Source organism: Candidatus Pelagibacter sp. PS_16 (assembly GCF_059417965.1).
The window spans coordinates 164984-188221 of the sequence record NZ_CM182074.1 but is presented as its reverse complement, the minus strand read 5'-3'; the positions used below and the strand labels follow the sequence as shown (position 1 = coordinate 188221).

30 protein-coding genes, 1 tRNA gene and 1 rRNA gene are annotated in these 23238 nt (G+C 26.3%); 12 read left to right on the top strand and 20 right to left on the bottom strand.

Annotated elements, in window-relative coordinates:
- The 12 genes from gap to AC5SL0_RS00930 all read left to right on the top strand — a co-directional run bounded on the left by gap (nt 1) and on the right by AC5SL0_RS00930 (nt 9065).
- Nucleotides 1-1008, top strand: coding sequence for a type I glyceraldehyde-3-phosphate dehydrogenase (gene gap, locus AC5SL0_RS00985; protein ID WP_494618419.1), 1008 nt, complete (start codon nt 1-3; stop codon nt 1006-1008).
- Nucleotides 1008-2186 (top strand): phosphoglycerate kinase, encoded by a 1179-nt coding sequence (locus AC5SL0_RS00980; protein WP_494618417.1) that lies wholly within the window; start codon nt 1008-1010, stop codon nt 2184-2186. Before gap ends, AC5SL0_RS00980 begins: the two co-directional genes overlap by 1 nt.
- A gap of 1 nt (nt 2187) precedes the next feature.
- Nucleotides 2188-3198: a class I fructose-bisphosphate aldolase gene (locus AC5SL0_RS00975; RefSeq protein WP_494618416.1), complete on the top strand. Its 1011-nt coding sequence runs from the start codon at nt 2188-2190 to the stop codon at nt 3196-3198.
- Nucleotides 3185-3808: a thiamine phosphate synthase gene (gene thiE / locus AC5SL0_RS00970; RefSeq protein ID WP_494618415.1), complete on the top strand. Its 624-nt coding sequence runs from the start codon at nt 3185-3187 to the stop codon at nt 3806-3808. The genes AC5SL0_RS00975 and thiE overlap by 14 nt, the downstream gene beginning before the upstream one ends.
- Nucleotides 3805-4365: an elongation factor P gene (gene efp, locus AC5SL0_RS00965; protein WP_494618413.1), complete on the top strand. Its 561-nt coding sequence runs from the start codon at nt 3805-3807 to the stop codon at nt 4363-4365. Before thiE ends, efp begins: the two co-directional genes overlap by 4 nt.
- A 5-nt stretch (nt 4366-4370) precedes the next feature.
- Complete coding sequence (locus AC5SL0_RS00960) at nt 4371-5111, top strand: inositol monophosphatase family protein (protein ID WP_020169132.1); 741 nt, start codon at nt 4371-4373, stop codon at nt 5109-5111.
- 35 nt (nt 5112-5146) lie between these two features.
- Nucleotides 5147-5377: a 50S ribosomal protein L31 gene (gene rpmE, locus AC5SL0_RS00955; RefSeq protein ID WP_415300407.1), complete on the top strand. Its 231-nt coding sequence runs from the start codon at nt 5147-5149 to the stop codon at nt 5375-5377.
- Nucleotides 5378-5965 carry a cell cycle transcriptional regulator TrcR gene (locus AC5SL0_RS00950; protein ID WP_494618411.1) on the top strand — a complete coding sequence of 196 codons (588 nt, stop codon included), beginning with the start codon at nt 5378-5380 and terminating at the stop codon, nt 5963-5965.
- Between the two features lie 51 nt (nt 5966-6016).
- Nucleotides 6017-6211 carry a 30S ribosomal protein S21 gene (rpsU, locus tag AC5SL0_RS00945; protein WP_006997326.1) on the top strand — a complete coding sequence of 65 codons (195 nt, stop codon included), beginning with the start codon at nt 6017-6019 and terminating at the stop codon, nt 6209-6211.
- A gap of 6 nt (nt 6212-6217) precedes the next feature.
- Nucleotides 6218-6294 (top strand) — tRNA-Met (locus AC5SL0_RS00940).
- A 178-nt stretch (nt 6295-6472) separates the two neighbouring features.
- Nucleotides 6473-7852 carry a hypothetical protein gene (locus AC5SL0_RS00935; protein WP_494618409.1) on the top strand — a complete coding sequence of 460 codons (1380 nt, stop codon included), beginning with the start codon at nt 6473-6475 and terminating at the stop codon, nt 7850-7852.
- Nucleotides 7836-9065 carry a DegT/DnrJ/EryC1/StrS family aminotransferase gene (locus tag AC5SL0_RS00930; RefSeq protein ID WP_494618407.1) on the top strand — a complete coding sequence of 410 codons (1230 nt, stop codon included), beginning with the start codon at nt 7836-7838 and terminating at the stop codon, nt 9063-9065. Before AC5SL0_RS00935 ends, AC5SL0_RS00930 begins: the two co-directional genes overlap by 17 nt.
- Before the next feature lie 18 nt (nt 9066-9083).
- On the opposite strand, the gene AC5SL0_RS00925 is transcribed toward AC5SL0_RS00930, so the two are convergent.
- From AC5SL0_RS00925 to AC5SL0_RS00830, 20 genes are all read right to left on the bottom strand, one after another.
- Nucleotides 9084-9800: a methyltransferase gene (locus AC5SL0_RS00925; RefSeq protein ID WP_494618405.1), complete on the bottom strand. Its 717-nt coding sequence runs from the start codon at nt 9798-9800 to the stop codon at nt 9084-9086.
- The gene (locus AC5SL0_RS00920) at nt 9800-10477 is read right to left on the bottom strand and encodes an SDR family NAD(P)-dependent oxidoreductase (RefSeq protein WP_494618404.1); all 678 of its coding nucleotides are present in this window, start codon (nt 10475-10477) and stop codon (nt 9800-9802) included. Before AC5SL0_RS00920 ends, AC5SL0_RS00925 begins: the two co-directional genes overlap by 1 nt.
- Nucleotides 10478-10480: 3 nt before the next feature.
- Nucleotides 10481-11389, bottom strand: a complete 909-nt coding sequence (locus tag AC5SL0_RS00915) for a 3-oxoacyl-ACP synthase III family protein (protein ID WP_494618402.1) — start codon at nt 11387-11389, stop codon at nt 10481-10483.
- 18 nt (nt 11390-11407) lie between these two features.
- The gene (locus AC5SL0_RS00910) at nt 11408-11641 is read right to left on the bottom strand and encodes an acyl carrier protein (RefSeq protein ID WP_494618401.1); all 234 of its coding nucleotides are present in this window, start codon (nt 11639-11641) and stop codon (nt 11408-11410) included.
- Entirely contained in the window at nt 11638-12501 is an 864-nt protein-coding gene (locus AC5SL0_RS00905; protein WP_494618400.1) for a phytanoyl-CoA dioxygenase family protein, read from the bottom strand. The genes AC5SL0_RS00910 and AC5SL0_RS00905 overlap by 4 nt, the downstream gene beginning before the upstream one ends.
- A gap of 24 nt (nt 12502-12525) precedes the next feature.
- A complete protein-coding gene (locus AC5SL0_RS00900) occupies nt 12526-12741 on the bottom strand; it encodes an acyltransferase (protein ID WP_494618399.1) in 216 nt (71 codons plus the stop codon).
- 23 nt (nt 12742-12764) lie between these two features.
- The gene (locus AC5SL0_RS00895) at nt 12765-13217 is read right to left on the bottom strand and encodes a hypothetical protein (protein WP_494618397.1); all 453 of its coding nucleotides are present in this window, start codon (nt 13215-13217) and stop codon (nt 12765-12767) included.
- A 1-nt stretch (nt 13218) separates the two neighbouring features.
- On the bottom strand, nt 13219-14553 hold the full coding sequence (locus tag AC5SL0_RS00890) for a hypothetical protein (RefSeq protein WP_494618396.1): 1335 nt from the start codon (nt 14551-14553) through the stop codon (nt 13219-13221).
- 8 nt (nt 14554-14561) lie between these two features.
- Complete coding sequence (locus tag AC5SL0_RS00885) at nt 14562-15746, bottom strand: hypothetical protein (RefSeq protein WP_494618394.1); 1185 nt, start codon at nt 15744-15746, stop codon at nt 14562-14564.
- Nucleotides 15739-16695: a glycosyltransferase family 2 protein gene (locus tag AC5SL0_RS00880; protein WP_494618393.1), complete on the bottom strand. Its 957-nt coding sequence runs from the start codon at nt 16693-16695 to the stop codon at nt 15739-15741. The genes AC5SL0_RS00885 and AC5SL0_RS00880 overlap by 8 nt, the downstream gene beginning before the upstream one ends.
- A 12-nt stretch (nt 16696-16707) precedes the next feature.
- Nucleotides 16708-17406: a transaldolase family protein gene (locus tag AC5SL0_RS00875; protein WP_494618391.1), complete on the bottom strand. Its 699-nt coding sequence runs from the start codon at nt 17404-17406 to the stop codon at nt 16708-16710.
- Between the two features lie 6 nt (nt 17407-17412).
- Nucleotides 17413-18807 (bottom strand): NAD(P)(+) transhydrogenase (Re/Si-specific) subunit beta, encoded by a 1395-nt coding sequence (locus AC5SL0_RS00870; RefSeq protein WP_494618389.1) that lies wholly within the window; start codon nt 18805-18807, stop codon nt 17413-17415.
- 2 nt (nt 18808-18809) lie between these two features.
- Entirely contained in the window at nt 18810-19118 is a 309-nt protein-coding gene (locus AC5SL0_RS00865; protein WP_494618388.1) for a proton-translocating transhydrogenase family protein, read from the bottom strand.
- A gap of 4 nt (nt 19119-19122) precedes the next feature.
- Nucleotides 19123-20211, bottom strand: coding sequence for a Re/Si-specific NAD(P)(+) transhydrogenase subunit alpha (locus AC5SL0_RS00860; protein WP_494618387.1), 1089 nt, complete (start codon nt 20209-20211; stop codon nt 19123-19125).
- Between the two features lie 9 nt (nt 20212-20220).
- Nucleotides 20221-20331: an aa3-type cytochrome c oxidase subunit IV gene (locus AC5SL0_RS00855; protein ID WP_018413861.1), complete on the bottom strand. Its 111-nt coding sequence runs from the start codon at nt 20329-20331 to the stop codon at nt 20221-20223.
- A 5-nt stretch (nt 20332-20336) separates the two neighbouring features.
- Nucleotides 20337-20462 (bottom strand): type B 50S ribosomal protein L36, encoded by a 126-nt coding sequence (gene ykgO, locus AC5SL0_RS00850; RefSeq protein WP_006997331.1) that lies wholly within the window; start codon nt 20460-20462, stop codon nt 20337-20339.
- Nucleotides 20459-21346 carry an NAD-dependent epimerase/dehydratase family protein gene (locus tag AC5SL0_RS00845; RefSeq protein WP_494618385.1) on the bottom strand — a complete coding sequence of 296 codons (888 nt, stop codon included), beginning with the start codon at nt 21344-21346 and terminating at the stop codon, nt 20459-20461. The genes ykgO and AC5SL0_RS00845 overlap by 4 nt, the downstream gene beginning before the upstream one ends.
- A gap of 12 nt (nt 21347-21358) precedes the next feature.
- Nucleotides 21359-21473: ribosomal RNA gene (rrf, locus tag AC5SL0_RS00840) — 5S ribosomal RNA — on the bottom strand.
- A 42-nt stretch (nt 21474-21515) separates the two neighbouring features.
- The gene (locus AC5SL0_RS00835) at nt 21516-22514 is read right to left on the bottom strand and encodes an NAD-dependent epimerase/dehydratase family protein (protein ID WP_494618383.1); all 999 of its coding nucleotides are present in this window, start codon (nt 22512-22514) and stop codon (nt 21516-21518) included.
- A 5-nt stretch (nt 22515-22519) separates the two neighbouring features.
- Nucleotides 22520-23224: a glycosyltransferase family 2 protein gene (locus AC5SL0_RS00830; RefSeq protein WP_494618381.1), complete on the bottom strand. Its 705-nt coding sequence runs from the start codon at nt 23222-23224 to the stop codon at nt 22520-22522.
- Nucleotides 23225-23238: the final 14 nt, after the last annotated feature.

Below are 23238 nucleotides of genomic sequence, written 5' to 3'. Positions count from 1 at the left end.
ATGACAATAAAAGTTGGTATCAATGGAATGGGAAGAATTGGTAGAATGGTAATTAGAGCTATCATTGAAAGCCAAAACAAAAACATAAAAATCAAACACATCAATAACCGATCAAATTCTGAAGCCAGCTGTTCTTTAATTAAATACGATTCTATTCATGGTAAATTTAATGCAGATTTAGATTATGATGAAAAACATTTAATTATTAATAATAATAAAATAACATTTTCACAAGAATCTAATATTGAAGATATTAACTGGAAAAAATTTGATGTTGATTATGTTTTTGAATGTACTGGAAAATTTAATTCAAAAGAAAAATTATTAGCTCATATAAAAAATGGCGCCAAAAAAGTTATAGTTTCAGCTCCATGCAAAAATGCAGATAAAACAATTGTCTATGGTGTAAATGAAAATATTTTGACAAAAGATGATCAAATTGTTTCTGCAGCCTCTTGTACAACTAACTGTCTTGCACCTGTTGCTAACATTTTAAATGAAACTTTTGGAATTGAAAAAGGGTTTATGACAACTATTCATGCTTTTACAAGTGACCAAAGAATTTTGGACAATTCCCATAAAGATCCTAGAAGAGCAAGATCTGCTAGTCAATCGATTGTGCCAACTTCCACGGGTGCTTCAAAAGCAATCGGTGAAATTATACCTTCATTAAAAGGAAAACTTGAAGGCATTGCAATGAGAGTGCCAACTCCTAATGTTTCCCTTATAGAACTAGTTTTTTGTACAAAAAAAGAGATGAGTAAAGAGACAATTAATGAGGCATTTACTATCGCCTCTAAAGAACAATCAAAGAAAGTTTTAGAAGTTACTTTAGAAAAATTAGTTTCAATTGATTTTAATCATAATTCAGCTTCGGCAATTGTTGATTTGTCTTTAACTAATGTAGTTGGTAAAAATATGGGAAAAATTTCAGCGTGGTATGATAACGAATGGGGCTTTTCAAATAGAATGTGTGACATAGCAGAACATCTTCATCAAGTCTCTTAATGAGAAATATTCAAGACGAGACTAATTTTAATCAAAAAAAAGTATTACTTAGGTTGGATTTAAATGTTCCATTAGATAATGGAAAAATTACTGACACTACTCGAATAGATAAAATTTTACCTACTATTAATTTTTTATTAAAAAATGAAGCAAAGATAATAATACTATCTCATGTAGGTAGGCCCAAGGGCAAAGTGGTAAGTGAACTCTCTCTTAAACCAATATGTGAAGATCTAAAAAATAAACTAAACCAAAATATAAAATTAGTTTCAAAAAATATAAAAGAAATTAAATCTACTGATTTATTTAATGAACATGATGAAAAAATTGTAATCCTTGAAAATCTTAGGTTTTATGAAGAGGAAGAAAAAAATGATAATGGTTTTGCAAAGCATTTAGCAAGTCTAGCTGATATTTATGTTAATGATGCTTTTTCATGTTCGCATAGAGCTCATGCTTCAATTTTTGAAATTACTAAATTTATTCCTTCATACGCTGGACTCCAATTAAATTTAGAAATTGATGCACTAACTAAAATTACATCTGAAATTCAAAGACCTATAACATGCATCATAGGGGGTTCTAAAATATCTTCTAAAATTAATATCATTAAGAACTTAATTGCTAAATTTGATAATATTATAATAGTTGGTGGAATGGCCAATAATATACTTAGATATAAAGGATATGAAATTGGAAAATCTATTCAAGAAGATAATTGTGATAAAATTATTGAAGAAATATTTTTTTTATCAAAAAAGGAAAACTGTAAGATAATTTACCCTGAAGATGTTGCTGTAGGGAAAAATTTAGATGGATCAGCTAAAATAAAAGAATTAAATAATATTTCTAAAGACGAGTTAATTTTAGATATTGGTCCCAAGACAATTAAAGCTATCAATTCATTAATTGAAGAAAGTAGTACTATCTTGTGGAATGGGCCAGCAGGTTATTTTGAAAACTCTAATTTTGCCAAAGGAAGTCTTGAAATAGCAAAAAAGATTATTGAAAAAAATAAGAGTAATACAATTTACTCAGTTGCAGGTGGTGGTGATACCGTTTCTCTTTTAAATGGTATTGGAGCAATTAATAATTTTAATTTTGTTTCAACTGCGGGTGGTGCTTTTTTAGAATATCTTGAAGGAAAAGAACTTCCTGGTATAAAGGCTCTTAATTAACATGTCAGAACTTAACAAAATTGCATTAAAAATATTGTCTAATGGTAAAGGAATCCTTGCAGCAGACGAAAGCAATGGAACCATGACTAAAAGATTAGAATCTGTCAATGTACCTTCCACCCCAGAAAATAGACTTTTATTTAGAGAAACTCTCTTCTCATCAAGTGGGATGAAAGATTTTATTGGTGGTGTTATTTTGTATGATGAAACTATCAACCAAACATCGAACTTGAAGCAGACTATTCCAGAATTAATTTCTAAATCTGGAGCAGTTCCAGGAATTAAAGTTGATACAGGAGCAAAAATTCTAGCAGGCTCTAATGAAGAAAAAATTACAGAAGGTTTAGATGGCTTAAGAGAAAGACTACAAGATTATTACAAGCTTGGGGCAAGATTTACAAAGTGGAGAGGTGTTTATAATATTTCAGATAAATATCCAAGCAAATTATCCATGCACTCCAATGCTCATGCACTTGCAAGATATTCAGCTTTAGTCCAAGAATGTGGAATGATTCCAATTGTAGAACCTGAAGTTTTAATGGATGGAGATCATTCTGCCGAAACTTGTTTTAATAAAACTTCTGAAGTTATTAAAAAATGCTTTGAAGAATTAATAATTAATAAAATAGATTTAAGTGGAATGATTTTAAAGCCTAATATGATTTTAGCAGGAACTACTTCTGATAAAAAAATATCAAGTGAAGAAGTTGCAAAACTTACCCTAAAGTGCTTAAAAGAAAATGTACCAACTGATGTACCAGGAATTGCCTTTTTATCTGGTGGACAAACAGAAATAGAAGCAACAGAAAATTTAAACTTAATTAATAAGTATAATGATACAAATTTTATTATGACTTATTCATATGGTAGAGCCTTACAACAAAGTGCACTTAAATTTTGGTCAAAAGATATTAACAATACTAGTGGCACTCAAAAAATCTTTAACAACAGAGCAAATATGTGCACACTTGCAGCTCAAGGCAAATGGTCAAAAGAACTTGAAACTAAATAAAATAAATAAGAAATTTATTTATCTTATTTCTCCAAATAAAATATCTAATATAAATTTTTATGATGATTTAGCTCTAGTATTTAGTTCAAAAAAAATAAGTTTTTTTCAACTAAGGCTTAAAAAAGAAACAAATTTAAATAAACTAACTATTGGAAAAAAAATTAAGAAAATTTGTAATAAGTACAAAGTTAAATTTTTAATCAACGATGACCCTCTACTTGCTAAAAAACTAAATGCAGACGGTTGTCATTTAGGTCAAAAAGATATGGACTTAATAAAAGCTAGAAAAATATTAAAGAACAAAATTATTGGTGTGACCTGTCATAATTCTATTAATCTAGCAAAGAGAGCTATTAATGATGGTGCTGATTATTTAGCTTTTGGTGCATTTTATGCAACCAAAACCAAGATAGTTAAATATAGAGCCAGTTTAACTGTATTAAAATCTATAAAAAAAATAACCTCCTTACCAATTGTGGCTATTGGAGGTATAAAGCTTAGTAATTATAAAAAACTTTTATTGAATAAAACTAACTTTTTGGCTATTTCAGGCTACATTTGGAATAATAAAAAATACAAACCATTAGAAGCTATTAGAAAATTAAAATGAAATTGTACGCAAGTGAAATTAGAGTTGGAATGTTAATTGAATATAAGAATGATCTTTGGCAAGTCTTAAAAACACAACATGTAAAACCCGGCAAAGGTGGTGCTTTTGCCCAAGTTGAGATGAAAAGTGTTAACAAAAATACAAAATTAAATGAAAGATTTAGATCAAGTGAGTCTGTTGAAAAAGCTTCATTAGATGAAACAAAATTTAATTATCTTTATAGCGATGAAACTGATTATTATTTCATGGACCCAAAATCTTATGAACAAATAAATATTAAAAAAGAAACAATTGGAGAAAAAGGTAAAATGTTATCTGAAAACTTAGAAGTCAGTATAAGTTTTTATAATGAAAAACCTTTAACAGTTGAATTGCCTAATCAGGTAACGTGCACAGTTGATACAACTGATGTTGCTTTAAAGGGGCAAACAGTTTCCTCATCTTACAAACCCGCAACTTTAGATAATGGTGTAAATATTCAAGTCCCTCCATTTATTGAAAGCGGAGATAAAATCATAGTTGATACGAGAACTATGGAATATGTCAAAAAAATATAAATCATATGCAATCAATATCAGCCAATCTAAATGTCATGATAAAGGCTGCAGAAAAAGCGTCTAGAGCTTTAATTAGAGATTTTGGAGAAATAGAAAAACTACAAGTTTCAATCAAAGGCCCTACTGATTTTGTATCAAATGCTGATTTAAAAGCTGAGAAAATAATTATAGAAGAATTAAAAAAAGCAAGACCCTACTATTCTATTATTAGTGAAGAAGATGGTTCTGAAACTAATAAAGATAAAGAACACACGTGGATAATAGATCCTATAGATGGCACTACTAATTTTTTACATGGTGTACCTCACTTTGCAATTTCAATTGCTTTAAAATCTGGTGACGAAATAGTCTCAGGTTTAATTTATGACCCAATAAAAGATGAGATGTTTTATGCTGAAAAAGAAAGTGGAGCGTTCTTTAACAATCAAAGAATTAGAGTATCCAAAAAAAGAGAGCTTAATAGCTGCTTGTTTGCTACAGGCGGTATAACTAAAAATGAAGTTGATTTGCCTTTAAGAAAATCTGGAAGTGCGGCACTTGATATTGCCTATGTTGCAGCTGGTAGGTACGATGGTTATTTTCAAAATGATCTAAATTTGTGGGATATAGCTGCTGGCATAATATTGGTAAAAGAGGCAGGTGGCTTAATTAATGAAATTGATCTCTCACAAAATAAAAACATCAAAATAAGAGCTTCTAGCATGGCAATTAACGATAAAATGCTTGAAAAATTAAAGAACTTTTAATTGTTTTATAAAATTCTTTTGCTATAAGTCTCGATATGAAAAAAGACATACACCCAAACTACCATACAATTAAAGTAGAAATGACCGATGGAACTCAATTTGAAACAAGATCAACTTGGGGAAAAGAAGGAGAAATTTTAAAACTAGAAATCGATCCAAAATCTCATGCGGCTTGGACAGGTGGAAAGCAAAAACTAATGGATAAGGGTCGTGTAAGCAAATTCAATAAAAAATTCCAAAACTTCAGATCAGAAAAGAAAGATTAAATGTCAAACGTACCATTAATGCCAATGGCAACAGCTGTTTGGTTAGTAGAAAATACAACACTTACTTTCAAACAAATTTCAAAATTTTGTAATTTACATGAAGTTGAAGTGCAAGGTATTGCAGATGGTGAAGTTGCAAAAGGAATAATGGCTTACAACCCTATTATATCAGGTCAACTTACTAGAGAAGAAATTGAATTAGCTTCAAAAGATGAAAATAAAGAATTACAGATAAAAAATACTGATATTGAAATTTCAACTGAAGATAAAAAAATTAAAAAATATATTCCTTTATCTAAAAGACAAGACAAACCAGATTCAGCTTTATGGTTAATCAAACATCATTCATTACTAAAAGATTCACAAGTAGCAAAACTAGTTGGGATAACCAAGGCCTCAGTTACTGCAATTAAAAATAAAAGTTATTGGAATTATAACAATTTAAATCCTAAAGATCCTGTAGCATTGGGACTATTTTCTCAAAAGGATCTGGTAGAAGCTATTGAAAAAGCTGAAAGAAGAATAAAAAGAGAAAAAAAAGAAAAAGAGAAGGCAAAACTAACAAGAGAAGTATCGAACATTGAATAATTTTAATAGACACCAAAATTATATGATGGTACTTAGACATTCCAAATAATTATGAAAATAGAAGTTAAAGATAACAATATTGAACAAGCACTTAGAGTACTTAAAAGAAAATTACAAAGAGATGGTTTTTTTAAAGTAGTAAAATTAAAAAGTGTTTATGAAAAACCTTCTGAGAAGAAAAAAAGAATTTTACAAGAAAATATTAAAAGAGTTAAAAAGCTTAATAAGCTTAAAAATAGAATTTAAATATACCGCGGGGTGGAGCAGTCTGGTAGCTCGTCAGGCTCATAACCTGAAGGTCGGCGGTTCAAATCCGTCCCCCGCAACCAATTCAAAAAAAAATAATTAAATTAACAACTCTAAAACTTAATGATGATAATAAATTATTTGAAGATTAAAGTTTTTTTAGTAATTTAATCTTATTAATTAATTTTCTTAATTTATTAACTATAATTATATAACATTAAATTATAAAAAATTATTTTGAAAAACTTTTAAAATCTGAAAATGAAATTAGCAATTATTGGCTCAGGTATATCTGCTTTAACAACAGCACAAACATTTTTGAATGCTGGTTATGAAATTTATTTTTTTGATTCAAATGATTTTAACAAAAAAAATAATCCTAATAAAAAACTTAGCTTTTTTCCAAAGGTTACTACATCCCCAAAGTATAATGATATAAACATTAAAAAATCAATTAGCCGTTTTAAAAAAAAATACAGAATAAAAACTAAAAATTTTTTTTTAGCTAGTTCCTTAATTTCAGGGGGTATGAGCAACTTTTGGGGTGGGGGTATTGAAATTCCAAGTAAAAAATATTTAAATCAATATATTGATGGTGGTTTAATTTTAAAAGAACAAAGACATATTAATAAGATTCTAGGTATTGATAATAAAAATATTTTTAAATTCTATAATTATTTTTATAATCAAAAATTCATTAAAAATTTAATTAATTTTAAAAAGAATAATACTTATCTAAAAAAATTAGCAAGTGCAGCAAATCAAAATGATGAAAATTTAATCTTTAATTCAAAAAATGAGATAAAGAAATTATCAAATAATTCTTTATTTAAATATTTTCCTAATAAATTTATTATAAATATAAAAAAAAATGATAAAAAATATATTATTAGAACAGATGATAATAAAAGATATCACCCTATAAAATTTGATAAAATAATAATATCCGCTGGAACAGTAGGTTCTACCATATTAGTAAGTAAAATTTTGAATATAAAAGAATCATTTAAATTATCACACACACCTACTTTGAAATTAGCATATTTCAGTCCTACACTGCCTTTTAAGATAAAAACAAAAAAAAAATACAAACAACCTTTGCTTAAAATAATATCAAATATTAATCAAAAAATATTTCATGGGTCATTTATGTATGCAGATAATCTTGATAACTATTTCTTTGGTGTAAAAAAGATTAATTTTTTTTTTAATATTATAAAAAAATTTATATTTGTGGGTAATCTTTTTTTTCCATCAGAATACTCTCTTACTTCATTAAAAAATGTAGGAAATAAAATTGAAATAATATCCAATGATAATAATAAAATGAAAAAAGAAATTCCTCTTCTAAGAAAAAAGATTAATGGTTTTTTTAAAAATTTTAATATATTTGAGATTCCATACCAAAATTTAGTAAAACTTAAAAATGGTTCTGACGCTCACTACACAAGTAGCCTTTATGATTACAAGATTAATAATAAAAAAATTTTAAATAAATATTCTGAGCTCTATAAATTTAAAAATCTTTATGTACTTGATGGTTCTTCAATTGCGAGTGGTCTTATTTATCCCACTTATTTTTTAATGCTATATGCTAGTTTTATTGCTAAAAGAATAATACTTAATGATAAAAAAAACTAGAATAAAAATTAATACCAATATAACTGTTTACTTCAAAACATTATTATCTTTTTTTAAAAAAAACTTAAATGAAAATACCTTTTTAGAAAAACTTAAACTTTACCTAAATTCTGATAATTTAATTTTATGCTCACAAGGTAGAGTTGCTGCATATAATATTTTTAAACTATTAATTAATTCAAATCATAAAGAAATAATAATTTCACCATATACTCTTCCCGATGTAATTAATGCCATTGTCTATGCGGGTGGGAATCCAATTTATGTAGATATTGATATTAATACCGGATTGCCAGATCACCAAAAAGTTAATGATCTAATCAATGATAAAACGGCTTGTATTGTTATTACCCACCTGTATTCAAATAATCATGATATTCTTAAATTTAGAGAGGAGTTCAATAATAAAATCAAAATTGTTGAGGATGCAGCAATAAATTTTGGTGCTAAAATTGATAATCAAAAATACCTTGGAACTTTATTTGATTATGGTTTTTTTAGTTTTGGTGTAATGAAAAATCTTTGCACATTTCATGGTGGTGCAATATTCTGTAAAAATAAAAGTGAATTAAATGAAATCCGATCAGGTTTAAAAAAAAACAAAAAATATCCAGAAAAATATGCCTTAAAATTGATCATTTTTTGTATGTTAATTGATATTTTATATAATAAAATTATCTTTCATAATTTTACGTTTTATCTTTTAAAATTATTTAACAAATTAAATATAAAATATTTTGAAAAAATTATATATCCTGGTGTTTATCCTAAGATAATAGAACATAAGCCTGATAGCTATAACTATAACTTTTGTAGAAGATTTATAGAGGCTGGTAAAATTAATATGGATTTATTAGAAATTAGAAAAAATCAAAGAGTTAAAAATGTTAAGTACTATGAAAAATATATAAATAAAAAATTATTAATTAATAATTTTAAAGATCATAGTAATAATTCATTTTTAGAGTATCCAATTTTACTAAAACAAAATACAAATAAATTTGTAAGTAGAATGCTTTTAGAAGATGGATATGACATCAGACATACTTGGTATATTAACAACGTAAAATTCAGACAATTTAAATTCAAAATAGGTCAATTTCAGAATTGTGATCTATTAAACGATTATATTTTAACTCTACCAACAAACATAAACTTTAAAGAAAAAGATATAATTAATATTTGCAATACAATCAATAATCTAGAAAAATAAATAATTAATTAATAATTTTTAAAAAAGCTTAATTATTTTCGTTGTAGCTATCAATAAATTAAATTTTTTTTTATAAAAAATATATTTTTTATTTTTTAATTTTTTCAATTTTTCTTTAAACACCATCATATTCTGAGGTAATGGCCAGCTATTACTCAATAAGATTTTATAACGAATATTATTTTTTTTTAAATATCTAAAAATTTTACTTTCATTTGAAAGCGAAATTATAGGGAAAAAAACTTTGCCATTTTTATTTAAAAAATTTTTATAGTTTTTCAGGAAATTAATTGTAAGATCAGTTCCATCCAAGCCACTTTTACATGAAATATTATTAAACCAAGGTGAAATTTTAGCAACTTCTTCGCTAATTCCTGAAATATCATTTACGATTACATCAAATTTTATTTTTTCAAAATTGTTAAATATACTGGATTCTATATATTTAATTTTCTCTAATTTAATTAAATTTATTCTAACATTTTTTTTACATATAATGAGCGCATCTTTGCTTATGTCTGAAAGTAATAATGAATCAATATTTTTAAATGTTTTTAAAAGTCCAATTCCTAAAACTCCATTTCCACAACCCATATCAGCAACAGATATTTTTTTTTTAGGAAAGTTTTTAATGATTGAATCATAAAGATACTGAGTTGTTTGGGTTGGTTTAAAAACATTTTTTCCTTCATGTAATTTTATTATTTTATCTTTCTGTAATTTAAAATTGATCATTATTTATAAAGATTTCCACCATCTAAATAGATTGTGCTCATATTTATTGTATCAAATTTTATCAATATCTTAATGGTCTGATAAATAGCATCAAAATTACCAGTTTTTTTACTTAATGTGCTTGTAATAAGTTGTGATCTTTTACTTTTTGATAAAGAAAACCACATTTTTGTTTGAAAATATCCTAAAGATATAATGTTAGATGTTATGTTAAAATCTTTGTATTCTTTACTAATTGTTCCAGAGATTCCTTTAAGTGCAGACTTAGAGGCACTATAGCCAATATTTCCAGGATAGCCACTCTCTGCTGTACTGGAACTGATAAAAATTACCCTACCATATTTTTTTTTTATCATATCTGGTAAAAGTGCTTTTATGATATTAACTGTTTTAGTTAAGTTATTATTAATTATATCAGAAAAATCTTTTTCTTTTAAATTTACTATAAGATTACTGTCTCTTTTAGCTGCAAAATTTATAAAAGTTATCTTTTTATGATTTTTAATTAAGTTTTGAATTTTTTTTAGATTACTTTTGTTGCTTTTAAATACAGATAATTTTTTACTCTTCATCCCCGTATAATTTTTATTATAAATACCTATGACAATATTATTTTTTACTAATTTAGGTAGTATTTTTTTTACTATTTCTGAATTTACACCATTAATAATAATCATATTTTAAAATTTTATTGAAGTAATACTTAATGACATTCCAACACCAAAACCACAAAGTAATAAATCATCCCCTTTTTTTATTTCATTTTTTTGAGATGCAATCTTTAGGCTAATAGGTATAGATGAAGAAGTAGTATTTCCTATATTTTTAATATTTTTATAAATAAATTTTTTTCCAAATTTACGTCCTAAATTATCCAGTATGATTCCACTAGCCTGATGAAAAAAAAATTTTCTATAATAATCTTTTACTCTATTAATTTTTTTTAAATATTTATTAATATGCTTAGGTATTTCTTCTAAAGTAAAACCAAATACTTCTTTACCATTCATCGAAAATTCTAATAAATTTTTTTTATTTTTTTTTATTATAATAGATTCATGTTTGGAACCATCTGTATAAAAATAAAAATTATTTATTTTATCTTTTTTAGATTTACATATTATTGTGGCAGATGCTGAATCGCTAAATAAATATCTATTGTTATTATTTTCATTTATATAATCGCTATATGCATCTGAACAAACTAATAAAATTTTTTTAGCTATTTTGTTTTTAATCAAAGAATCTGCAACAGATAATCCATAATTAAAGCCTGAACACCCCATATTTATATCCATTGTATATATATTTTTAGCTTTAATTTTTTTTAAACTATCCTGCAAGATACAAGAGCATGATGGTAGTAAATAACGTGGCGTTTGAGTAACAAATATTATTCCATCAACATTATTAATCTTATTTTTCAGCTTTGAGCAAGCTTTTTGAGCAAGTGTAATTACATCTTCATTTTTTTTTTTTATTCTTGTATTTAAAATTCCAGTTTTTTCATAAATTCTTTGAAAATTTTTTTCATAAAATTTATTTTTGTCAGGTAAAAAATACTCAATAGATTCTATCTTAGAAAACATAAACCGTAGTTAATAAATTCATTTTTTATTTATTAATTTTTCTATGTCAGAGATATATTTAACTTTTTCAAAATAGCTAATTTTAATTGATCCTTTAAATTTCTTATCAAGGGCACTCATTACTGACAAAATGCCTAATGAATCCCACTCTTCAATGCTACTTAACTTTGTTTTTTCAGTTATTTTTTTTTTTGGTAGGTTTAATGACTTACTTACTATCTCAATTATTGCGTCTAAGGATTTTTTTTTCATTTAATGATTATTTTTTTTAAATCTCTTTTCGCTATTATTCCTATATTTTTATTAGAAAAGCAAGGGTTATATATATAATCTAAATCTTTAAAATGATAATGAACTACCTGACTAAATCTTGTTCTCTTTTTTCCACTGATTTTTGTTCCACCATGAAGCAAGTTTGCGGCCCAGATTAATGCATCTCCTTTGTTTAAATAAATTTTTTTTTGTTCTAGTTTTTTTTCATTAACTAATTCTGATAAATATTTTTCATAAATTGAATAATTATTTTTTAATTCTTTTGTTGTTTTTGGAATTTTTAAATTTAAATCAGAAAAATTCACATAATTTAATTTATGACTCCTAGGTACAATTGTTAAGGGACCATTATGCTTATCTACTTTTTCAAATGCATACCAAACACCTGCTAAATATAATTCGGGAAATGAACCAAAATGAATATAATCACTATGTAATGGCTGTTCTGTTCCTGCTAAAAAATTTATAGTTGATATCGGTAAGGGTTTTTTTTGATAAAAAAAACTAAGATATTTCTCAATTTTTTTATTTTTTGCAACTTCTTTAATAAATTTTCCTTTTCTCCATCCCTCTATTACTCTTGGATATTTATTGTAATGAAAATAATCTGGATTTTTTTTAAAAGAATTTGAATTAATAATCTTATTAAAATCATTTAATGCCTTATCTACAATATTCTTGTTAATTGCATTTTTAATTACTAAGTATCCATTTTTGATAAAAAATAAAGCTTCTTTTCTTAATTTTGGTGTAACTTTTTTTTTCTTTAATATATTTTTTGCAAAATCTGATTCGATCCATGGGCATGACATTGAGTGTGCAGAATTTTTATCAAACATCATGATAATATGTGATTACACTAATTATAATCTTGTTGCAATGGGTTTAGCAGGCACCCCTACGTGAATAGAATAATTTTCAGTTGATTTGTTTAAGAAAGAGTTTGGCAATAACATTGATCCTTTTCCCATTACTACACCAGGTGCAATAGTGCAATTCGCTAATACAACAGCATTTTCTTCTAACAGCACTTCGGCATCATTTAGACAATGATTTTCATAAGGTTGTTTTATTATCATGGGATTTAAAATTAAATTTTTTTTTAAAGGAATATTTGTACTTCCTGAAAAAATTTTTGAGCCAGTGGTAAGTGCAGTGAAATTCTTAAGAGTGATTTTTTTTTTCCTCCCAAATAACAATATGGACCTATATGAACTTCATTTCCTATGCTCACATCGCTCATAGGACAATTAATAATAGAATATGTATCAAACCATACTCTATTACCACATGCAATATTTTGAGGAGCTGAAAAAACAACACCTATATCAATCAATACATCTTTACCTATTTTCTTAAAGACCAATCTATAATAAAATCTTCTTATGATGAGACCAAATGGACCTGATATATTTCTTATTAAGCTCTCAATTAAATTTAATAAGCCCTTAATGAAAAAAAAAGGGTAATAAGATATTGGAATTGATTTTCCATCTTTAAAATATTGATACGATTTGATCTCAATTCTAGATATATATTTATAAATATTTTTCATATTAAGACTTTATTATATCAAAATGATTTAAGATGTATTTAGAAAGTTTATGATTTTCTAATTTATAAGTATTGTTATGTTCTATTAAAAAATTTTTTGCAAAAATTGTTCCATTTTGTTTATGAACACTTGTTGATTTTATAAATATACAATTTTCTAAAATTTTCTTTATTAATGAAGATTCTGTTTTTGATGAAAAATCTTTAGATAAGTTAATTACTTTAAATGACCTTTTGCTTTTCATAATAATCTTTAAATCATTTGTGTTAAAAATTAAATTAAACTTAAAAAAAATTTTTTTTTCATTTTTAAAATCTATTAGATAAAATAAATGTTTTTCATAAAAATAAATTTCATTTAAAATTTTTTTCGCATTAAATTTGTCTTTAATTGAGTCAAAAAAAATTGTTGCTCCTGTTGTCATGTTTGGTTCAATTTTAGAATATTTAATACAAAGTAAATTTAATATTGTATTAAAATTTTTTGGTCTGACAGCATATTCTGGATTAATTTTTTTTTGCTCAAATCCGTTAAATACAATTGATGAACTGTAATGATTATCAATAAAATAGATTACTTTAACCATCTCATTTAAATACCAGAAATAATAAGACTCATTTTTTTTTTCATCCCAAAAATTATGTTGATAATGCGCAAATGAATTTAGTGCAATTATTGTGATATCAGACTTTTTAAATTTGATTTCCTTTTTTAGAATGTGCAAAGAGATTAGATCTAAAAAAAAATATAAATTAAAACTTTTTAAACCGACATAAATAAATATTTTAAGGAATTTTAACGAGTTTTTTAATATATAGAAAAAAATACTAGTAAATAAAATTTTTTTGAGAAACATTACTCCATAAAGTAATATTGTAAATTTTTCAACATTTGGATAATTTTTTGCGTAGAACCTGGGTAATTTTAAATATGAACTTAAGTTTTCAGGATATGCTTTTTGAGTAAAACTCCATGGATCAGGAATAAACATGTTAATATTTTTCTTTAATCTAAAACTAGAATTAAATAATCCCCATAGAGATATAGTAAAATTTTTTTTAGCTATTTTTTCCCAAAATTGAATAACGTTTTTTGGAATTTTCTGTCCCATTCTAAATACCCTATGTTTTTTTGAAGGTAAGCCAGTGTGGACAGAAACCCACTGAACCCATGGGTCTAAATTTAATCCTTCAATATTATCTTTTGTGTATGTTTTAATTTTATTTTTTTTTTTAAAAAATTTTTTTATTAATGGGTAGTTATATTTTTTTGAACCATAAGCAAAATATTCAAAATCACATTCATTTATTTCAAATATAACTAAGTCTTTTTTCATTTTAGAAACTATTTTTTTACTTTTTTTATTAATAACAAGATTGTAATAAAAAATATACTAAATAGAAAATAACCTGATAGATATTCATATCGTGTTATATTGTAATATTTGGCAAACCCATCTTGGTTAATGTTTAAATAAATAAATGCAAAATCTACTAAAAAACATAGTGGTAATAAAAAATATCCCAATGACAAAAAATAATTATCAGATATTTTTTTTGTGACAAAGATTAAACTAAATAACACAAAGATAAAAAAGCCCTGATAGTAAACTCTGAAAAAATTTTCACCTATATATTGGTATAAAAAAATTGATATTAAAACAGGTATTGACATATATATAAAAAAAAACTGAAATTTTTTTAAAAATTTTATAAATTCTATATTTAGTATTAAAAATAAATATGGGAAAAAGTAAAAAAGATTCTTGTCTTTAATTAAGCATCGGTAAGCCTCTTCAAAATAATTTTGAAATAAACTAATGTCGTGTAATATTATGCTACTAATATTTAGGTCTTTTAAATTTAAGCTGCCAGCAAAGTTATAATGAATAAAAAATACGATCAATAATATGATTAAATAAATAATATTTTTTTTATTCTTTTCATTAATAAAATTGATTATATATCCACTTATAATTAATATAATTAAAAATTCTTTTGTAAAAATTGCCAAAAAACTAAAAATAAATAGTTGTTTTTTTTTATTAAAAATTGCTCCTTCAATAATCATTATTGAAAAAAGATAAAGCAGTAAATCTAAGAGTTGATAAACATTAAAAATTGTATAAATCACCGCGTTGTTTGAAAAATAAATTATTAAAACAGATGATAGGGCTAAATAACTAGGTAAATTAAAATTTTTAAATAAAAAGAAAGTTTTAAATAATAATATAAAAAAGAATAGATAAGTTAAGAATTTAAATGAATTATAAATATTTAATGAAAGAATATTTCCAACTATTTTAGCAAGGAATGATGGCAAAATTCTCATCGCAACTTGCTGATCTAAAATAAAGTAATTATTAAAATTTTCAGCAAGAAGTATGTAATATCTTGAGTCTTGTCTAGATAATTCAATTTCATAAGTGTATACATGCCCTGCAATTACAATTGTTAGAGCTCCAATAATTGTTAAAATCAAAATTGATAGTTTTGTATCAACCAACTCTAATAAAAATCTTTTAATCATTAAAGTTATTGGGATCATTTTGGCTATCTATAAAAAGAAATACTCCTAAAAATAAAATACTAATGATTAAACTTGTAAAACTTAAAATAACAATTCCAGTTGGTGCTAATAATTTAAGTATAATTCCATATTTAATCCAGTTATATCCACCAAAAAATATTGAAAATAAAAATAAAAAAAATGACGTTATTCCAAAAAAACTTCCTATTGTAAAATTGTTACTAAAATATTGATATATTATTCTTCTCTTAATTCTTGAAATATTTTTATAAAAAAATCTTATTGTTTCTTTTGATATACTCATATTTTGCTTTCTGTCCTTAAAATATTTTATAGTAACAGGGACGTCAGCTACTCTGCATTTAATTAAATTAAGATTAAATAACAAATCTGTTTCAAAAAAATATCCATTATCTACTTCATTAAGGTTAATCTTATTAACAATTTTAGCCTTAATACATGTAAAACCATTCACTGTATCAAATATATTCCAATAGCCAGTCGATAATTTTGAAAGAAAGGATAAAAAAATATTTCCATAAAATCTTACTGGTGGATAATTTATGATTTCAGTTTTATTTAAAAATCTATTTCCTTTCACATAGTCATAGCCTGTTAATAATCTATCAACTAATTTTTTTATTTCATTTGGGTTCATTTGATTGTCACCATCTATTTTAACAATAAGCTCACAGTTATTTTTAACACTCTCTTGATACCCAAACTTAACAGCACCACCAACACCAAGATTTTTTTCATTATACAAAACCTTAATTTTATTATTATTATGATTTAATTTTTCACACTTTTTTCCTGTATTCATTGGACATTTATCATCTACAACATAAATTTGATCAACAAAGCTTGGTATTTTTTCAATTAAACCTATAATTTGATCTCCAACATTATAGACTGGTATTACTATTGAAATTTTTTTTCCCTGTATCATTTAATAATTTATTTAAATCTTAAATTTAGATTTTTTACTATCAATTAAAAAAGCTTTAACAGTTTCTCTTGTTAATTGGTCAAATGTTTTTCCAAAGTTCTCTATTTTCTCAATAGTTGTTGGGGGAATTGTTATTATATGGCAGCCTATTTGTTTTGCTTGTAAATAATTGTAGGGTTCTCTAACACTTGCCCAAAGTATCTCTACATTCTTAAATTTTTTTGCCATTGCTATACTTTTTTTAAATTCTGGAACTGGATCTTTACCAGTATCCCCTGCTCTACCAGCAAATATTGAGATTATAACTTTAGTTTTTTTGTTAATTAATTTTAGAATTTTTTCTGTTTGTTTTGCGCTATAAATCGCAGTTATATTAAGTTTAATCTCTAAATTATTAAGTTCTTTAATAATTTTTCCCATGAAAACACCTTTAGAATTAGCAACTGGAACTTTTACGTAAACATTCTTTCCCCAGGTATTGATCTGAAGAGCTTGTTTCTTCATTGCTTTATGGTCATCTGCAAATACCTCTAATGAAACAGGCTTATTATTACAAATTTTTAATATTTTCTTTGAATAGGATTTATAATTTTTTGCTCCTGCTTTTCTCATTAAGCTTGGATTAGTTGTAAATCCCTTAACAATTTTTTTCTTATTAAATTTCTTTATTAAATCTAATTCTGCAATGTCACAAAATATTTTTGTTGTCATTAACTTTTAAAGGTTTTTAGTAATATCTTCAGTCATTTTTTTAGCATCTGCAAATAACATTAGGGTGTTTTCTTTATAAAATAAGTCATTATCAATTCCAGCATATCCAGGAGATAAACTTCTCTTTACAAATAATACTGATTTACATTTTTCAACATCAAGAACTGGCATTCCATAGATTGGACTTTGTGGATCAGTTTTTGCAACTGGGTTTGTTACGTCATTTGCCCCAATAACAAATGCAACATCAGCGTTAGCAAAATCATTATTAATTTCTTCAAGTTCAAAAACTTCATCATATGGAACATTAGCTTCTGCCAATAAGACATTCATGTGTCCTGGCATTCTTCCTGCTACAGGATGAATTGCATAAGTAACTTTAATATCATTTTTCTTTAAAGTATCCACCATCTCTCTTAGTGCGTGTTGTGCTTGAGCTACTGCCATCCCATAACCTGGAACAATTATAACAGATGATGCATTTTTCATTAAGAAAGCTGCGTCTTCCGCATTACCACTCTTAACAGGTCTTTGTTCTTTATTTCCAGTTGATGCGGACTGTTCTATTGCACCAAACCCTCCTAAAATTACGTTAAAGAAAGATCGGTTCATACCTTTGCACATTATATAAGATAAAATTGCACCAGAAGATCCAACAAGGGCACCTGTTATAATTAATGCAGTATTTTCTAAAGTAAAACCAATTCCTGCAGCAGCCCAACCAGAGTATGAATTTAACATTGAAATCACCACCGGCATATCTGCTCCACCAATTGGGATGATTAATAAAAATCCTATTAAAAATGAAACTGCTATTAATATCCAAAAGAAATTAGAGGACTGGGATGAACAAAGTAAGTAAGATAAAACTAAAATTGAAATTAACAATAAAGCATTAAGAAAATGCTGCCCTTTAAAAGTGATGGGTGACCCTGACATTATTCCTTGAAGTTTTAAAAAAGCAATTATTGAACCTGAAAATGTTATCGCACCAACTGCAGCTCCAATTGACATTTCAATTAAGCTTGCAAGTTTAATAGCACCTACTGATCCTAAGTTAAATGCTTCTGGATTTAAGAAAGCTGATATAGCAACAAAAACTGCTGACAAACCGACTAAGCTATGAAAACCTGCTACTAGCTCTGGCATGGCCGTCATTGGTATCTTGTAAGCTATAAATGCTCCTATGAGACCACCTACTAGTAAAAAAATTAATACATAAATCAGTCCACTAGAAAAACTTCCAACAGATAAAAAAGTAACCGTGATGGCTATCACCATACCCAAAATTCCAAAGAAATTACCTTGTCTTGAAGTTTCTGGCGATGATAGACCTCTTAATGCCAATATAAATAGAACACCTGAAATTAAGTAAAATATTGCTGATAAATTTGCTGACATAATTATTTATCTTTCTTCTTTTTTTTGTACATTTGGAGCATTCTTTGAGTGACTAAAAACCCACCAAATATATTAACTGCCGCAAGTGATATTGCTAAAAAACCTAAAATATTAGAAACTGTAAAAACATTGTCTGTACTTCCTGCTAAACCTGCAATTATAGCACCAACAATAATTACTGACGATATAGCATTGGTAACTGACATTAATGGTGTATGCAAAGATGGGGTCACGCTCCATACAACATAATATCCAATAAAAATTGATAAAATAAATATGCTTAATCTAAATATAAAAGGGTCTATTTCCATAAATCTATTTTATTAAAGTTTTCTCAATTATCTCATCTTCTAAATTAATATTAATCTTTTTATTTTCTTTATCATATAAATTGGATACAAAATTAAATACATTTTTTGAATATAAGTTTGAGGACGAAACAGGAAGCTTATTTAAAATATTTGTTTCACCCATAATCTTTACTCCATTTTTAACTACAACTTTATCAACTTCAGTAAACTCTGCATTTCCACCCTGAACTGCAGCTAAGTCATAAATAACTGATCCAGAATTCATATTATCAATCATAGAACCTTTAATAATTAATGGAGCTTTTTTGCCTGGAATTAAAGCAGTACATATTACAATATCAATTTTTTTTAAAGTTTCCGCTAAAAGATCCTCTTGTTTTTTTTTAAATTCTTCTGAAGCTTCCTTTGCGTAGCCACCCTCAGTCTCAAGATTTTCAGACCCCTCAACAGTTAAAAATTTTCCACCTAAACTTTCAACCTGTTCTTTTGATGCCATTCTAACATCTGTTGCAAAAACTATTGCACCCATTCTTTTTGCTGTAGCAATTGCTTGAAGGCCTGCCACACCTGCCCCCACCACTAATACTTTTGCCGCTGGAATGGTGCCAGCTGCTGTCATCATCATTGGTATTGCTTTTTCAAAATTTGCAAATGATTCGATTACTGCTTTATAGCCAGCAAGATTGGCTTGTGAGGAAAGAATATCCATTGATTGGGCTCTAGTAATTCTTGGCAACATTTCTAAAGAAAAAACATTAATATTTTTTTTAGATAAGTTTTCTATTTTTTCTTTGTTATTATAAGGATTAAATACTCCAATGAGTGTTTGATTTTCTTTTAAATTTGAAAGATTTTCATCAGATAATAATCCCATCTGAATAATAATATTAGCTTTACTTAATATCTCTGTTTCGTTAGTAGAAATTTCAACACCTAAATCTTTGTATTCACTATCCCTAAAACCTAGATGCTCACCATATTTTTCAACTAAAGTAATTTCAAATCCAATAGCTATATATTTTTTTGCAATTTCAGGAGTGATTGCAATTCTTTTCTCAATATTTTGATTTTCTAAAATTGAAACTATTCTCATAGGAGAACTCTATAGCAAGAATATTGCCATTAATACCAAAACACCTATAACAGCGACAGTTCCCCACAACACAAACTTTGTGAAATTATTCCAGGTATTTTTATGGTCTTGATTATCCATAAAAATTACTTCTGTCTTGCTTTAAATTTTGGGTTTGTTTTATTGATTATATAAACTCTTCCTCTTCTTCTAACTAACTTAGAATTAAGGTCTCTTTTTTTTAATGATTTTAACGAACTTTTAATTTTCATAATAATTTATCCTTAATAACCGAAGTTATGTAATCTTTCAAATGTAATTTCCCATATTTCTTAATAATCTTACTATTTTGAGATATATTGGTCAAAGCTGACGCAAATCTCTCTCCAGGTCTTGCTTTTAAGAACTTTATTTTACTGTCAAACATTTTAGCTACCTCTTTTATTGAATAAAATTTTTTATTGGAAATACTATAATGAGCACATTTATTTTTTACCCAAGCTTCATAACAAACGTTAACTGTATCGTTAATGTGAGTGAATCTTCTAGTTTGTGTGCCAGGCTTTACAACGGTTAATGGTTTATTTTTTTTATATTGGTCTTCAAATATTCCAATTACTGTGGCCATTTCTCCAGATTTTATATGTCTTGGCCCATAAACATTATAAAAATAGACTACTTCAAATTTAAAATTAAACCATTTTTTTAAGTTTTCTAATAATTCTAAATTCTTTGATTTTGTAAAGGCATATGGAGAAAGATTTTTATCCATGCCTTTGTTGCCTAAACTAGCAGACGTGGCTGAATAAATTAATTTAATTTTATTGTCTAAACAAAACTTAAACACCTCTAAAGTGCCTAATGAGTTTGATCTAAAGCAGGTATCAAATTTTTCAAAGCTTTGATAAATTCTTGCAAATTCCCCAAAATGAAAAACTGAGTCAATTTTTTTAATATGTTTGGATAAAATCTTACTTATATTTCTGGTATCTTCCTTAATATATTTAACTCTTGGATTTTTTATATGATTTTTCTTATAACCGCTTGAATAATTATCTATACTAATAATCTTTTTATTAGTTTCTTTTAATATCTTTTCAATTAAATTAGACCCAACAAAACCAGCACCACCTGTGATAATAATAATTTTTTTCATTGAGATTTATTAGCCTGGCAATGTCCTACTCTTCCGTGTCTTAAGACAAAGTACCATTGGCGCTGAAGGGCTTGACTTCCGAGTTCGGAATGGGATCGGGTATTGCCCCTTCGCAATAATCACCAGGCATGAAATGTTTATATCAAAATCTATAAATTTACAAATAAATTTAATACTTATTTGTAAATTTATTATGATTTATACCAGTAGTTATTTGATCAAAAATCCATTTATAAGTTTTTTCTAGACCAGTTTTAAGTTTAATATTTGTGTCCCATTGAATTTTCTCTCTTATAAGGGAATTATCACTAGATCTACCTCTTACACCAAGAGGTTTATCTAAAAGGTAATTTTTTTTTAATCTTATGCCTGCTATTTCTTGTATTATTTCTATCATTTGGTTTATAGAAACCTGTTCTTCACTTCCAATATTGTAAACATCTGAACTATCGCTCAAAAAGAGTTTTTTAGTTCCAATTATACAATCATCAATATACATAAAGCTTCTTGTTTGATTGCCATCTCCCCATACATCGATTGTATCTTTAGAATTAAGCTTAGCATTTATTATCTTTCTACAAAGGGCAGCGGGTGCTTTTTCTCTTCCACCATCAAATGTTCCTATTGGTCCATAAACATTATGATATCTTGCAACTCTAGTTTCAAGTTTAAAATCTTCTGTAAAATGCCTGCACATTCTTTCACTAAACAGTTTTTCCCATCCATAACCATCTTCGGGCTCTGCTGGGTATGCATCGCTCTCCTTTAAACCTTTTACAAATGTGTCTTTTTGTTTGGCTGCATTATAAACACAAGCACTTGAAGAAAAAAAATATTTTTGTACATCATTTTTAACTGATGCTCTAAGTAAATTGGTATTTATTAAAACAGATAGCATGCACTCAGCTTTATTATTTTCTATAAAACCCATTCCACCCATGTTACATGCCATATTATATATATGCTCCACACCATCAGTAACCTTTAAGCAATTTTCATACTCTTTTAAATCAAGAGAATAGTTTTTACACCTTTCAAAATGTTGAAACCATAAGTCAAATGGCTTGTTATCAACACAAATAACATCATTTCCTTCATCTAAAAGATTTGCAACAAGATGACCACCTATAAAACCACCTGCACCACAGACTAAAATTTTATTTTTCATAAAGATTATCTTTTATATTTGTCTTTTTTAAATTTGTAATAAATAATACAATAGACCGCTCTGAATGCATCTTTAATTCCAATTTTTTTTCCTTCTTCATAAGATCTACCTGCATAGGATACTGGAACCTCATAAAATATAAATTTTTTATTTGCTAATTTTACAGTGATTTCTGGCTCTACACCAAATGATTTCTCTTCTATCTCTATAGATTTGATTGCATCTTTTTTAAAAGCTTTGTAACCAGTTTCCATATCCGTCATATTTAAATTAGTAAAAAGGTTACATATTAAAGTTAATATTCTATTTGCAATTGAGTGCCAAAAGAAATGCAGTCTATTATATTTTTGACCACCCAAGAATCTTGAGCCATAAACGATATCAGCATCTGTTTCTAAAAAAGGTTTAATAAGTAAAGTATATTCATCAGGATTATATTCGAGATCAGCATCTTGAATAATCACTACTTCTTTAAGGTTTTCCTTTAAAGCAGTGTTGATAGCTTTACCCTTGCCATAGTTCCTGTCATGATACTTTATTTTTATTATAGGATCATTTAAATTATTTAATAAATCTCTAGTCCCATCTGAAGAAAAATCGTCTACAATTATAATTTCATCTCCATCTATCAAATTATTTTTAACATTTTGAATTACAGTTAAAATGGTTTGCTTTTCATTAAAACAAGGTATTATTATAGATTTATTCATAATTTGTTTAAATA

Coding starts and splice junctions, on each gene's coding strand:
- gap (WP_494618419.1), top strand. CDS start 1: ATGACAATAAAAGTTGGTATCAATGGAATGGGAAGAATTGGTAGAATG.
- AC5SL0_RS00980 (WP_494618417.1), top strand. CDS start 1,008: ATGAGAAATATTCAAGACGAGACTAATTTTAATCAAAAAAAAGTATTA.
- AC5SL0_RS00975 (WP_494618416.1), top strand. CDS start 2,188: ATGTCAGAACTTAACAAAATTGCATTAAAAATATTGTCTAATGGTAAA.
- efp (WP_494618413.1), top strand. CDS start 3,805: ATGAAATTGTACGCAAGTGAAATTAGAGTTGGAATGTTAATTGAATAT.
- AC5SL0_RS00960 (WP_020169132.1), top strand. CDS start 4,371: ATGCAATCAATATCAGCCAATCTAAATGTCATGATAAAGGCTGCAGAA.
- rpmE (WP_415300407.1), top strand. CDS start 5,147: ATGAAAAAAGACATACACCCAAACTACCATACAATTAAAGTAGAAATG.
- AC5SL0_RS00950 (WP_494618411.1), top strand. CDS start 5,378: ATGTCAAACGTACCATTAATGCCAATGGCAACAGCTGTTTGGTTAGTA.
- rpsU (WP_006997326.1), top strand. CDS start 6,017: ATGAAAATAGAAGTTAAAGATAACAATATTGAACAAGCACTTAGAGTA.
- AC5SL0_RS00935 (WP_494618409.1), top strand. CDS start 6,473: ATGAAATTAGCAATTATTGGCTCAGGTATATCTGCTTTAACAACAGCA.
- AC5SL0_RS00930 (WP_494618407.1), top strand. CDS start 7,836: ATGATAAAAAAAACTAGAATAAAAATTAATACCAATATAACTGTTTAC.
- AC5SL0_RS00925 (WP_494618405.1), bottom strand. CDS start 9,800: ATGATCAATTTTAAATTACAGAAAGATAAAATAATAAAATTACATGAA.
- AC5SL0_RS00920 (WP_494618404.1), bottom strand. CDS start 10,477: ATGATTATTATTAATGGTGTAAATTCAGAAATAGTAAAAAAAATACTA.
- AC5SL0_RS00915 (WP_494618402.1), bottom strand. CDS start 11,389: ATGTTTTCTAAGATAGAATCTATTGAGTATTTTTTACCTGACAAAAAT.
- AC5SL0_RS00910 (WP_494618401.1), bottom strand. CDS start 11,641: ATGAAAAAAAAATCCTTAGACGCAATAATTGAGATAGTAAGTAAGTCA.
- AC5SL0_RS00905 (WP_494618400.1), bottom strand. CDS start 12,501: ATGTTTGATAAAAATTCTGCACACTCAATGTCATGCCCATGGATCGAA.
- AC5SL0_RS00900 (WP_494618399.1), bottom strand. CDS start 12,741: ATGATAATAAAACAACCTTATGAAAATCATTGTCTAAATGATGCCGAA.
- AC5SL0_RS00895 (WP_494618397.1), bottom strand. CDS start 13,217: ATGAAAAATATTTATAAATATATATCTAGAATTGAGATCAAATCGTAT.
- AC5SL0_RS00890 (WP_494618396.1), bottom strand. CDS start 14,553: ATGAAAAAAGACTTAGTTATATTTGAAATAAATGAATGTGATTTTGAA.
- AC5SL0_RS00885 (WP_494618394.1), bottom strand. CDS start 15,746: ATGATTAAAAGATTTTTATTAGAGTTGGTTGATACAAAACTATCAATT.
- AC5SL0_RS00880 (WP_494618393.1), bottom strand. CDS start 16,695: ATGATACAGGGAAAAAAAATTTCAATAGTAATACCAGTCTATAATGTT.
- AC5SL0_RS00875 (WP_494618391.1), bottom strand. CDS start 17,406: ATGACAACAAAAATATTTTGTGACATTGCAGAATTAGATTTAATAAAG.
- AC5SL0_RS00870 (WP_494618389.1), bottom strand. CDS start 18,807: ATGTCAGCAAATTTATCAGCAATATTTTACTTAATTTCAGGTGTTCTA.
- AC5SL0_RS00865 (WP_494618388.1), bottom strand. CDS start 19,118: ATGGAAATAGACCCTTTTATATTTAGATTAAGCATATTTATTTTATCA.
- AC5SL0_RS00860 (WP_494618387.1), bottom strand. CDS start 20,211: ATGAGAATAGTTTCAATTTTAGAAAATCAAAATATTGAGAAAAGAATT.
- AC5SL0_RS00855 (WP_018413861.1), bottom strand. CDS start 20,331: ATGGATAATCAAGACCATAAAAATACCTGGAATAATTTCACAAAGTTT.
- ykgO (WP_006997331.1), bottom strand. CDS start 20,462: ATGAAAATTAAAAGTTCGTTAAAATCATTAAAAAAAAGAGACCTTAAT.
- AC5SL0_RS00845 (WP_494618385.1), bottom strand. CDS start 21,346: ATGAAAAAAATTATTATTATCACAGGTGGTGCTGGTTTTGTTGGGTCT.
- AC5SL0_RS00835 (WP_494618383.1), bottom strand. CDS start 22,514: ATGAAAAATAAAATTTTAGTCTGTGGTGCAGGTGGTTTTATAGGTGGT.
- AC5SL0_RS00830 (WP_494618381.1), bottom strand. CDS start 23,224: ATGAATAAATCTATAATAATACCTTGTTTTAATGAAAAGCAAACCATT.